9 protein-coding genes, 3 tRNA genes and 1 pseudogene are annotated in these 12623 nt (G+C 45.4%); 11 read left to right on the top strand and 2 right to left on the bottom strand.

Translation table 11 applies throughout. From position 1 onward, the window contains the following. On the bottom strand, nucleotides 1-411 hold a 411-nt coding region (locus ACTXGO_RS04830), incomplete at its 3' end, for a DUF4442 domain-containing protein (protein WP_443573517.1). A gap of 181 nt (nucleotides 412-592) precedes the next feature. Here ACTXGO_RS04830 and ACTXGO_RS04825 point away from each other — a divergent pair. The 10 genes from ACTXGO_RS04825 (at nucleotide 593) to ACTXGO_RS04780 (ending at nucleotide 10789) form a co-directional block, all read left to right on the top strand. Then, the gene (locus tag ACTXGO_RS04825; RefSeq protein ID WP_443573515.1) at nucleotides 593-1957 is read left to right on the top strand and encodes an McrB family protein; all 1365 of its coding nucleotides are present in this window, start codon (nucleotides 593-595) and stop codon (nucleotides 1955-1957) included. A gap of 37 nt (nucleotides 1958-1994) precedes the next feature. After that, a complete protein-coding gene (locus ACTXGO_RS04820) occupies nucleotides 1995-3347 on the top strand; it encodes an McrC family protein (protein ID WP_443573513.1) in 1353 nt (450 codons plus the stop codon). A 240-nt stretch (nucleotides 3348-3587) separates the two neighbouring features. Continuing rightward, nucleotides 3588-3664: transfer RNA gene (locus ACTXGO_RS04815), tRNA-Pro, on the top strand. 84 nt (nucleotides 3665-3748) lie between these two features. Continuing rightward, nucleotides 3749-3825, top strand: a tRNA-Arg gene (locus ACTXGO_RS04810). A gap of 40 nt (nucleotides 3826-3865) precedes the next feature. Then, nucleotides 3866-3941, top strand: a tRNA-His gene (locus ACTXGO_RS04805). Between the two features lie 324 nt (nucleotides 3942-4265). Continuing rightward, the gene (locus ACTXGO_RS04800; protein ID WP_443542370.1) at nucleotides 4266-5207 is read left to right on the top strand and encodes an AraC family transcriptional regulator; all 942 of its coding nucleotides are present in this window, start codon (nucleotides 4266-4268) and stop codon (nucleotides 5205-5207) included. 192 nt (nucleotides 5208-5399) lie between these two features. After that, a complete protein-coding gene (locus ACTXGO_RS04795) occupies nucleotides 5400-6371 on the top strand; it encodes a hypothetical protein (protein WP_443542372.1) in 972 nt (323 codons plus the stop codon). 40 nt (nucleotides 6372-6411) lie between these two features. Then, complete coding sequence (gene gspF, locus ACTXGO_RS04790; protein WP_443542374.1) at nucleotides 6412-7611, top strand: type II secretion system inner membrane protein GspF; 1200 nt, start codon at nucleotides 6412-6414, stop codon at nucleotides 7609-7611. Nucleotides 7612-7903: 292 nt separating this feature from the next. Continuing rightward, nucleotides 7904-8416 carry a type II secretion system major pseudopilin GspG gene (gene gspG / locus ACTXGO_RS04785; protein WP_443542376.1) on the top strand — a complete coding sequence of 171 codons (513 nt, stop codon included), beginning with the start codon at nucleotides 7904-7906 and terminating at the stop codon, nucleotides 8414-8416. 183 nt (nucleotides 8417-8599) lie between these two features. Next, nucleotides 8600-10789: a cytochrome c biogenesis protein CcdA gene (locus ACTXGO_RS04780; protein ID WP_443573511.1), complete on the top strand. Its 2190-nt coding sequence runs from the start codon at nucleotides 8600-8602 to the stop codon at nucleotides 10787-10789. Between the two features lie 185 nt (nucleotides 10790-10974). Here the strand turns inward: ACTXGO_RS04780 and ACTXGO_RS04775 are convergent, their stop codons facing one another. Next, complete coding sequence (locus ACTXGO_RS04775; protein ID WP_443542378.1) at nucleotides 10975-11508, bottom strand: DUF2058 domain-containing protein; 534 nt, start codon at nucleotides 11506-11508, stop codon at nucleotides 10975-10977. A 339-nt stretch (nucleotides 11509-11847) separates the two neighbouring features. On the opposite strand from ACTXGO_RS04775, the pseudogene ACTXGO_RS04770 reads away from it, so the two are divergent. Then, nucleotides 11848-12623, top strand: a pseudogene (locus tag ACTXGO_RS04770) (phospholipase A); the annotation flags it as partial.

The following is a 12623-nucleotide window of genomic DNA, read 5'->3' as shown; positions in this document are numbered from 1 at the left end:
AGAATAAGATTTTATTAATAATATACGATCAGAGGGCAGGTTTAATCCCAAAATAAACCCAGTGGCTGTCTCAGCAAGTAAAGTAATCGCCACCGCATGGATAGAGCCGATATGGTTTTGTACTGCCTTGTCATTGTCTAAACTGACAACCACTTGATTGGGTTCGACCGTCTCATAACAGATACCTGTCGTACCGACATAGGGTACCACTTTACCAAAAGCTTTTGATAAAATCTTGGAGCGCGCGGTAGCTGGCAAGTATTTGGTAATAGACAACAGTTTAGTAAATTGATTGTTAATAGGCTTTAAAGTGCTGCTAGGCTTGTCCTCTTGCATGCGGCTAGTATCAGATATTTTGGTGGGTAATTTATCGATAAGCTTGTTAGGAAGCTTTTTAAATAATCCTGACATACAAGATCCCTTAAATTGAACATAATAATAGTAGCGGTAGCTTAGCGAGCTCAAAACTGGAAATGCCCTGCTAAGATGATAGTGATAATAGTACCTCAATCGCTATACCTGTGTCATTTTTACCATGAACTTAAGTGCTCATAAAGTCGCTATCAACGTAATTTATCTATTGGAGCCTGATTTGCCAACCCATAAGCCTAACAACATTATTTATACTGGCGTTGCAGGTACTGGCAAAACTCATCGTTTGCTACAAATCGCCGAGCAATACACCGACTATCTGTCTCCTTCAGATAGCGACTGTCTGCTTGATTATTTATTACAAGATCGCAGCTGGCGTGAAATTATTTGTCTTGTGTTTTTGGATTTAAAGCACAAAGGACAGGATTTGGTTAAAGTGCCTGAGCTTGTCGCGCACACGTTTTTTTTGGCAAAAGCGGCGCAAAACGAGCGCGGCAAACACCTAAATAGCACGGCGTGGTCTGTGCTACAAATGCACAGCCCAGTAGAGTCGCAGACGGTAAATTGTGATAATAGAGCAGGGCAGGCGTATTTTGATAAAGACGCGAGCGGTGCTTGGTATCTATTGCCACAGAGCCAAGAGTCACTCGCTGTACTAGGTGAGCAGTTGGCAGAGTATCAGCAAGCTTGCGCTGATAATCGCTTAAGCAATAATAGGGTGCACCAGCAGCGCTACACTATGGTCAGCTTTCATCAAGCTTACGGTTATGAGGAATTTGTAGAGGGCATCAGACCTGTCATTGGCGCTAACAAGCAGGCTTATGATATTCAAGATGGGGCATTTTTGAAGCTATGTCAGCGCGCCCTGCGTGACCCCAATCAGCGCTACGCTATGTTGATCGATGAGATCAATCGCGCTAATGTCTCACGCGTATTTGGTGAGCTGCTCAGCCTCATCGAACCTGATAAGCGTCTTGGGATGCCAAATGTGATGAGGGTCAATCTGGCCTATTCAGGGCGCGTGTTTGGCGTGCCTGCCAATGTCGATATTTATGCGACGATGAACACTCAAGACCACTCACTTGCCCCGCTCGATATGGCGCTACGTCGGCGCTTTCATTTTATCGATTGTCCGCCGCAGCCTGAGCTGTTATCGGTTATTCATGCTGATAATGATAGCAGGGCTGCGATAGATTTAGGTCGGTTATTGGCAGGTTTAAATACCCGCATTATTCAAACACTAGGCGCTGAAGCGCAGCTGGGCCATGCTTTTTTGTGGTCTACTGCAACTCTTGAACATTTGCAAGAGGCTTTGGTGCAGCAGATTATTCCGCAGTTGGCGCAAGCGGCCGGTAATCAGTCCACTATCTTGCACTATATCTTCAAAGATGAGTCGCAGCCATTAGCGGCGCAGTTTGTTCAAGATAGCCAGTCATTCATACCCAGCCAGCATCTGCCAAGTGCTGCCAATCAAAACGCATTTTTGGGGCAGTCTATGGGCACAAGTAGCTATAGAATAAACCCTGACCTTGTCGCACAAAAGGGTGAATTTGCCAGCGCCGATATTTATCAGCGCTTGTATTAACCACACAGATTGATATTTACAGTGATTGATGTTCACGATGAATAATATTACCACGATGACCGTTTTTGAGCATCAGCGTTTAACAGCGCGTGACTTTGCGTGGACGACAGATTTTGATTGGTTGCTCAGTGAAGAGCTAACGGTGTTTACTATCAAGCGCAAACAGGGACAATGGCAGCTCAAAGTTGGGCATTATATCGGTATTATCTTGTTGCCAAGCGGGAGTATGCTGGAGATTTTACCTAAACCTATTCAAATAGACGATGAGAGCGCAAGCAGTACAGATCATAGCCTTGAGCAGACGCGGCGCTGGGTGCACAATATGCTCGCCGCTCTAAGCCCTTCGTCAATTAGTAGCAAAAACTTCGGTCATATCAGCACCTATGTAGCACCTATATCAGACTATGTGCCGCCAGCAAAGCCTCCGTTATCAGAATGGTTAATCGCGCAGTTTGTTCAATATTTATCGCAATATCGGCCTAGTAGTCGTTATCAGCTGCAAACTCGTAATGATACGGTGATGCAAGGCAAGCTCATTATCAAAGAGCAGCTTAAACGTAATCGTCATCAGCCGCACAAGTTTGTCTGCGAGATAAGCCAATTAAATCAAGAGATTATCGCCAATCGCTTAATCAAAAGTGCGCTTATACTACTTGCGCCTTTGTTAGATCAGCAAGTTTGGGCCTTACTACCTTGGCAAGCTATAACCGCACTCAATCATCAAGAGCGGCGTCAGTTAGAGGCAGTATATCAGCAAGCAAAATATCAGCTTACCAGTCAACCGCTAAGCCTGCATCAACGCCGCGGAGCTGAGCAGTTGCTAGATTTGGCATATTGGCTGCTTAAACAGTCAAACATTGAGGCAGGTCATGGCATTAATGTACAACCTGTGTCAGCGCCAAAGATGCGCTTGTGCGTTCTTTTGGATATGAATCAAATGTTTGAGCAGTGGGCGAGTATAAGTATCGCAGCTACCCTTAAAACTATCGACTCAGATTATCAGCCCCTGTACCAAGCACAAAGTATTTGGCTTAGTGACGACACCGGACAGACGCAGCTCTCTATGCGTCCAGATCTGTTAATCCTTCATCACAAATCACCACTGTCCACTAGTACACAAACCAATTACAGCCACGTCATCGATATAAAATGGAAGTCGCTCACGCCAGCAGGTGCGATCACCTCTAGTGACGCCTATCAGCTCAGTAGTTACGCGCAGGCTTATCAAGCTGAGCACGTATGGCTGGTATATCCTGTCCTAAATAGTCGTCGGCCTGTTGCCCTCAAGCCGCAAGGGAATATGGCACTGAGTCAACCGAGTGCATCGCCGCGTAAGCTATGGCTGATGCCATTTAATGTGTTAGAGGGTACGCTTAACCTCAATACTTAACGTAAACGCTGGCAATAAAGCGCATACCACATCCATAATCAATGAGTGCCATCGATAAGTATTATTCTATAGGTTAACAAGACGCCAAGCCCCTATTTATAAAATACTTATAAATAGGTGTTGACACTATCCGCCTTAGCGCTTAATATATGCACCTCGATAGCGATGATCATTAATGAGTTAGCAGCTTTGCTGGTAGTGCATTAAAGAGAGTCTTATCGTAGCAAAGATAGAGTTTATCGGAGTGTGGCGCAGTTTGGTAGCGCATCTGGTTTGGGACCAGAGGGTCGTAGGTTCGAATCCTATCACTCCGACCATCTATTTTGAGAGCCTTACAGGCTTTTTTTTATGTATAATGGTTTAGTTACTTACAAACCTAAGTAGATAAAAAGCCCTTAAGAGCGCCTGTAGCTCAGCTGGATAGAGCATCTCCCTTCTAAGGAGGTGGCCGCAGGTTCGAATCCTGCCAGGCGCACCATTTAGCCTGCAAATCTTGCCTATCATAGGCATCAGTTATGGCGGTTGTAGCTCAGTTGGTAGAGCCCCGGGTTGTGATCCTGGTGGTCGTGGGTTCGAGTCCCATCAGTCGCCCCAATTATCTCTGTACTATCCTCTTCAAATAATGCTTAAAACGCTTGCCTCTTGTGGCAATTTTTTGCGTCTGCTTTTTATTCCCTCCTTAGTATTTGATATCGTTTTTGTAGCACTCTTTTAATGCTAAGCTTTATGGCGCAAGGTGCAAAACTACTTTCTTCTTAAACAATATTTTTAGTCGGCTAAGATAAAGTGGTTATGTGCTCAACGTATTTATATTTTTAGTCTCTATCCATTCGAATTGATTTATATGGTTTAATATCAGCTCGTTGGTTATCTTAATGGGCTTATTTACTAACTGCTGAACCACTAAGGGATAAATAGATGGACGCACTCAGTGTGTTGTTACAAAATGTGCATTTGTTTGAAACTAAATATTATCGCCTCAATGGCACGGGTGACTGGTCTTTTTCTATGGATAGACAGGACTGTATCTTGTTCTACGTTGTGCTATCAGGTAGTTTTTGTATTGATGTCGGAGACGAGATTCGACAGGCAAAAACTGGCGATACGATCATGCTATCAAACTCTCATCATCACAGAAGCTATGCTGTTAACCATAACGGTAATTCGGCAACGTCATTAGATGATAGGCTCGCTAATTGTATCAATAACACACTTGATCTCGATAGTGGCGGCGATGCCAACGTCTCTGTGATCTTGATTGAATGCAAGTACGATAAAGAGATGGTACGTCCGATACTCTCTGTATTGCCCTCTATATTGCCAGAGCTCAACGCAAGCTCTGATGCTAGGTTTGAAGTCGTCGATGTCGAGATTAGACTGCTGACTTTAGAATCACAGCGCGAGCGTATGGGCAAAACAGCCGTTATCAATCATTGGGCGAGCATTATGATGATTGAATGTCTGCGCACTTATATAGAGAGCCTACCCGAGGCGACCGACAGTTGGCTTGGGGCTATGAAAGATCCGTTTTTGACTAAAGCGTTAACCGTTATGCATGACGCGCCAGATTACAATTGGACTATCCATGGCCTCGCTGAAGTGGCGGGTATGTCGCGCTCAAGTTTTGCTCAGCGCTTCAAAGACGTCGTAGGCATGCCGCCTTTGACTTATCTAACAGATTATCGTCTACGTTTGGCGGCGCGCTATTTGCGCCTGCAACAACACAGTATTAGCCGCATCGGCGAGCTGGTAGGCTACGCGTCGGACTCCACCTTTAGTCAAGCGTTCAAGCGCATTTATGGGATATCACCAAAGGCTTATCGTCAGGAACACTTTAGAAAACTAATTAATAAGAGTTAAGCAGACACGAACAAGAATGCCAAGATAGATTATCTTGGCATTCTTGTTTGTGTCTTTAGATAGTGACACTCAAAACGCTTGCCGCTTTGATATTAGACTATGACAATCTGCCGAGCTTGAGGTACTATAAGACATCGAGTTCTTTTGCTTTATAGACTGACGCTTATTCAATTTTGCTACAAATGGTGTGTTATGATCCAATCAACTTCTAGACCTGATAATGAAAGTTTGCATCAAAAGTCAAGCTCTAGCGCAGCAGAGCACAATCAGCAAATGGTCAGTGAGGATACGATTGACAAGGCAGCTTTACTAGCGTTGTTTACAGTAAATGATGGCGATGACCATAACGATGAATACAACGTTGTCACTCGTACAGACGTTACTGTAGCTGATGCGCGCCTAGCGCTTTATCGCACTCAGTATCAGCGCACGCAGCTACTATATACTGTTGCAGCCAGTACGCGTCCAACGTATCTAGTACAGACACTCAAGTCACAGTTTGCTGAATATCAGCAACATCTGCTTGCACAAAATCTCGATAAACGCGGTCTTATCGATACCCAGCCTTTAGAGCGGCTATGGCAGCAGTTACACGTGGTTGATGATATCATTGCCGATATTGTGCGTCACATGCCTGCCCAGCAGCCCGCAGGATGGCAGCTGACTTCGCAAGATGGTCAAAACCCGTTACGTCTGCCCACTATCGGCAAGCTCAAAAGCTCCAAACCGATAGCTGACAAGGCAAGTCTTAACAATTATGTCCTCAGTCACTTTGGTGTCAGCAGCTTTAGCTATGATCGCGGTTATTACATCGGTCATGTGGTCGGATATTTATTCAGCTGTTACTTTTGCGCGCACTTATCTGTTAGCTACAATGTGACCGCACTTGATGAGCACGCGGTGAGCGGTTATGACTACGCTAGCCTTGAGACGCCATATATGGTGAGATTGCTGCAAGGATTGGATGGCTATTGCAAAAAACGTATCTATCAGTTGGCTGTTATTTGCGCGCGCCTAAGCGTTTATGCCTCAGATAAACGTATTGAAAAAATGCTCATCGCTGAGGTCAATGATTTTGACAAAAAACTGCAGCAGCAGCATCTAGATGTTTTATTGCTCCAAGGCATGATGCCTGAGAGTAATGATTCCACTCCGCTATTTTAATTCACCTGTATTTTTGATGCTCGCTTAGGATACTGCTGTTATGCCCGCTTATCATTACAAGGCGCTTGATGATCAAGGCAGTATGAAAAAAGGCTTGTTAGAAGGCGACTCTGCACGCCAAGTACGTCAGCAACTGCGGGACAAAGCCTGGACACCAGTCGAAGTCAACGCCGTCAATGATAGGCAACAAAGCAAGAGCCGCTACAAAAAACCCTCTGCCTATGAGCTTGCACTGTTGACCCGCCAGCTCTCTGTCTTGCTCGCCGCCGGTATCCCGCTTGAGGAGACTTTAGCCGCTGTTGCCAAGCAATCCCCAAAAACCCATATCAAATCCTTGATGCTTGCCGTGCGCGCGCATGTGCTTGAGGGTTTGAGTCTGGCGCGTGCGCTACAGCAAGCGGCGAGCTTTCCGCCGCTGTATATCGCCACTATCGCAGCAGGGGAGAAGTCTGGTCACTTAGATCTGATTCTCAATCAATTGGCCGATTACACCGAAAACCGCTTTGCCCTACAAAAGAAAATCCAAGGCGCTATGGTCTATCCCATTGTGCTGATGGTGATGGCGGTCGCGGTTATTATGGGACTTATGAGTTTTGTAGTACCCAAAATTGTCAAAGTGTTTGAACAATCAGAGCAAGCGCTACCTCTTATTACCCAAGTCGTTCTGACCCTATCGAATGTTATTACTCAGTGGTGGTGGCTGATGCTACTGGTATTAGCGGGCGCCTCCTTTTTGTTTTACCGCTTTGCGCAGACGCAGGCGGGTAAGCTTACGATAGATAGTATTGTACTTAAGTTACCTATCTTAGCGCGGTTGTCCAAAGGCCTAAATGCGGCGCGCTTTGCTAGCACCTTAGCGATATTAGTGCGCTCAGGGGTGCCGCTGATAGAAGCGCTGCATATTGGCGCGGCAGTGGCGACCAACCTACATATCCAGCAAACCATTATCACTGCTGCCGACAGAGTGACCGAGGGCGCCAGTCTCTCAAGCCAGTTAGAAAAGTCTGCTTATTTTCCACCGATGATGGTACAAATGATCAAAAGTGGAGAGAATTCAGGCGAGCTTGAGAATATGCTCAGCCGCGCCGCCAACATGCAAGAGGCAGAAGCGACCAACTTTATCAGTACTTTGTTATCTTTACTTGAGCCGTTGATGCTGGTATTTATGGGCGTAATCGTCATGATTATCGTTATGGCGGTGATGCTACCTATCGTCAATATGAACGATTTAGCAGGCTAATTTAGCGCCGCGCTTTTGCTAAATGACATATCACTTAACTCTATCTAAGGTTTCGCAAGTTTTGCCCGCTGTTGTCTATTGACAGCGATTAATGTCGTTAAAGGAGTAGGTGGGCTATAGTAGATAGCACTGATGTCGTCGTTGAGATATTGGATAAGCGGCGGTTTGTGATGATAATTTGTTTGTCTTAGACAACTGTACTATAGTAACGTTAATTTAATCCAAGCTATAACCGCTTAATGAGGCTTTACTCTTTGCAAATTAAGCAACGACTACAACTGAGACCACACCTATGGCTGATACCCTACAGATGACTAAAACCAACAATACGGCAATCTTAGCGCCGCTTAATAATGATAATTTACCCTTAGCAAAAACGACGCCAGTTGTAAGGCGTCAATCAGGCTTTACCTTGATTGAGATCATGGTCGTCATTGTTATCTTGGCTATTTTGGCAGGCTTAGTCGTACCTAGAGTGGTTGGACAAAGCGATAAAGCTCGCGTCAAAACCACAGAAACAGCGCTCGCTACGGTATCGAACGCCCTTGACATGTATAAAGTGGACAACTCTCGCTATCCGACGACGGCGCAAGGTTTAGAGGCGCTAACAACGCCGCCCGCCGACGCCAAAAACTATCCAGAAGGCGGCTATATAAAAGGCGGCTATCCGACTGATGGCTGGGAGAACGAGCTGCAATATGTCGCCCCAGGCAGTGAGAATCGACCTTATGACTTGTTCTCATTAGGCGGCGACGGTCAGCAAGGCGGTGAAGGCTTAGATGCTGATATTTATGCCCAGCTATAAGTGTATTTAGTTATATTATTACTTAGTGCATAAGTAAATATAGCCATACCGATAGTAATAGCACGACATATCAATCAATAAGGTTTTATTGGTTGATATTTTTTATATTTAGATGTAATGGATAGATCGCTTTTTATTTATGACAATAAAAACAAACAAAGCGCAAATTATAGGTCAACGTTTATGTCATTAAAGAGTACCACGACCAAAAGCCAAACGACGAAAAAGTCCTATGCGCTTGCTATCGTATTGGCTAGCAGCTCGGTCGTGGGTGCGCTTGCTATGAGCGCGGCGCCGACCCAAGCCGCCAGTTTGAGCGATTTATTCGGTAATAAAAGCGCCGCCCAGAGCAGCTTTTTGCCAGTAGATGAAGCGTTTCAAGTCAATAGCACTAGCCAGGCTAAGACAATAGGTACGCGCTTAGCAATAAACTTTGATATCACCCCTGAGCATTACGTCTACAAAGATCAGATCAAGCTCACGTTGCCTGCAGGCATAAGCGCGGCGCCATTTACCTACAGTCAATCGCCAAAATCTATCGACGATCCTACCTTTGGGCAAGTACCTGTATTTGATCAGCGCAATATGGTGGCAACGACGACTTTGACAAATGCCACAGGTCAACCTATCGATAATGCAAAAATTGTCATCGGTTGGCAAGGCTGCGCTAAAGCAGGTCTATGCTACCCACCAGAAAAAATTAATACGACCGTCAGCGTTGCGGCGACTCCGCAAAAAGCGCCGGCTAAACCAGCGGTGAGTGCAGCTACCAAAGCCGCTACTGACAAAAAAGTTGTTGATAATACTGATACTAAAAGTCCTGCTACGCCAGCTAAGACTGTAGCCGCGCCAGCTGATAATGAGACTGATACTGAGCAAAGCAATCTGAACACCAATGCGGCTATATCTGAAGCAGAGGCGACGGCGAATGATAAAGCGGTTTTTGTAGATGGGCAGATACTTACAGACGAAAACGAAGTATTAGACAGTAGCGCAGAGCCGATTGATAATAATGCTACGAGTACCCCTTTAGTCTCAAATAGCAGTACTAATGATGCTAGTTCAGAGACCATAAATAACGCAGATCCTAATGCTTTGGTTGATAGTGATCCATTTGGTTTGGCGACGCATACTTGGCTGGCACTGATGCTATTGTTTGTGGCAGGGCTGGGTTTGGCATTGACCCCTTGTGTACTTCCTATGCTCCCTATTGTCGCTAATATTGTCGCTCGCCAAGAAAACCCAAGCGTCAAAAAGGGCGTGATATTGACGACCAGTTATGCGTTAGGCGTAGCAATAGCCTACGGGTTATTGGGCGCGGTTATCGCCATCTTTGGGGAGTCGCTCGGTATCATAGGCTGGCTACAAAACCCAGTTATCTTACTGAGCTTTGCCCTAGTGTTTGTGCTACTTGCCTTGCATATGCTTGGTGTCTTTAGTATGCGTATGCCGCGATTTGTCAGTCAAAAGATGCAAGGCTTGAGTCAGGCAGGTGATAGTAAGCTGGGGAGTACGGGCGGCAGCTTGGTTGCAGGGTTTTTGTCAGCGCTGGTAGTATCGCCTTGTGTATCAGCGCCACTATTTGGTGCGCTGCTGGCGGTCTCAACGATCGGTAGTCCAGGGCTCGGCTTTGCTGCGCTATTTATGCTGGGCTTTGGCTTGTCCGCACCGCTTATTCTTATCGGTGCTACCCAAGGCAAGATCATGCCAAAGGCCGGCGTGTGGATGGATTGGATCAAGCAAGGCTTTGCGCTGCTGTTATTTGCAGTCGCTTTGTTACTGATTGAGCGCGTGTTTGTCTCATCAGTGATGCTACTGGTATGGGCGTTGTGGTTTATGGTGGTGGCGATATGGGCATGGCGCTGGATCGGTCGCGGGCGCATGCTTACTCAAGCACTAGCACTCACTACTGGAGTTTGGGCGGCTTGTCTCATCATAGGTGCCGCTTTGGGTAATGAGGATAGCTTATATCCGCTAGCGTCTTTGAGTGCGACATCTGCCACCAGTGCAAGCATCGTTAATAGCACTGCTCGTGATGATAAAAGGATTACCACACTGGCGCAATTGGATGCTATTACTGCTACTAACCCCAAAGTTATCGTCGATCTTACCGCCGACTGGTGCGTCGAGTGCCGCATTATGGACAAAAACTTATTTCAAAACCGCCCCGCGCAAATGCAAGATTGGCAACTGGTACGCTTAGATATTACACAGACCACTGAGGACTCCAAAGCGATCTTGGCACGTTACCAACTCTTTGGCCCTCCTGCGCTCTTGTATTATCAAGATGGTCAACTGGTGACCCAGCAAGTAGGTGAAATTGGCCGTCAAGAGTTTGAACAGACGCTGACCACATTGAACACTCAGCTTTGATTTTCATTAAAGCCGCCCGCGATAATTTATTTATCGCGGGCTTCTTTAACTGGTTTGATATAAGACAATACAGCGAGATTAAAATAGTTTTTTGCAGCATCAAGCAGCGTAAGCGCAGCCCGTAAGAAAAAACTATTTCAATCGCGCTACAACGCGATGTCTCTGTTTTATTTGAAAGCTAAAAACTACCACATCAAATCATCTGGAATCACATAAGCGGCATAAGGATCGTCTTCGTCAAGCTCGGTATCAGACTTGTCATTTGAGACGACGATGAAACCTTCAAGCTTGGCATTGATACGATCCGCCAGAGGCCTTGGCAGCAAGGCATAACTGTCCTCAAGTCGTGCTATCACCACGTGACCGGCGACGATTTGCTCATAGAACTTTTGAGTCACGTGAATCTTTTTAATCTTAGCGTGATCAACGAACTGGTAGTCCACTTCTCCTTGCGTATCATGGATCTGATGCTGCTTAATCATTTGTACAATATTGGCTCTTAGCATCTTATCTTCTAACGCTTGTTGTTTTTCTTGATTGAGTTTTTGGTCTTTTTCTACTTTTTTTGCTTGCGCTGCAGCGAGTGCTTTTTTGCTCTCTGCATTTAAATCGTCGCCAGTACGTTTGGCATGCTCAGACTGTTTGCTTATTTTTTTGGCCTTTTTACTATCGACCAGTCCTGCTTTTAACAGCTGTGCTTGGAGAGCGTTTTTAGCCATATCTGATCACCTAAGTCTTTTATATAAAACGTAGATAGTAACAAATTTTGCAATAGCCTGTCACAAATGCCTGTAAACCCTAAGAGCGCTATCGTCTATATAAAGAATAAACAGGCTTAGAAAGTTTCGACTTATTAGTATTAATACTGGTATATCGTCAGCAATTTCATTACACTAAAGCAACAATATTAATGCATAGCAATAAAGACATCTCATATATAGTCTTTGGCGTTTATTAGCAGCTCTAATTTAAGTGTCACCTTTATTATCTATATCTTAATTATCTCAACCTTCTACTGGCAGCACCTTTAGGTTTATTGCCATAAATAAAGGACATCTATGCTTGCCCATTCATCTTCATCCTATCTGCATACTGATTCAAGCGAGCACCACCTTATGACCTCTAAGCGCCGACTGCCTACAACCTTAAGTGTCGCTATCACGCTAGCTTTAAGTGGCTTTACCATGCAAGCTTATGCACAAACTTATAATGAGCTATCCGTTGACGATGCATCAGTTGAGTACCCAAGCACGCGTACGTCACCCGTGATGGACGAGGTTTTGGGCAGCTCAAGCGCCCCTGCTGAGCGCAAAACCTTTGTAGCAAACCAAACCCAATTGTTCTTAGAATGTCAGGACTTGCAAGTGAGCGCCGCGCGGTTAGCCTGTTATGACAAGGTGGCATCGCAAGGCAAAACGCCTACCTATACAGAGACCAAGCAGCCTGTCGATCTGGCAAAGACGATTAAATCTACCATATCAGGCAATCCGCAAGTGGTACTGGCAAAGGATAACGGCGTAAGCAAAGTCAGCGAGGATACAGCAGCCTCCACTGAGTCCTTGGATACAGTGGGACTTACGCAAAGAGAAGCTGAAGTACTAGAAAACATAGGGGTGACGCAAGATGATATCGAAAAATATAGTCCGCTAAGTCTTGCCTATGATTTAGACCAAAACAGCGAGCGCGGCACTTGGACAGTCAGACCTTATCGTCCCAACTACGTATTGCCATTGTTTTATAGCTTTGATCCTAACTTGAATCCAACCTCGAGCAATCCAGATGAGCCAGGAGAAGAGTACACTTCAAACGATATCCGTAACACTGAGCTAAAGTT

The sequence above is a fragment of the Psychrobacter sp. T6-1 genome, from assembly GCF_052258445.1.
Note: the sequence above shows the minus strand (reverse complement) of the source record. Positions and strands in the feature narration are given on the sequence as shown.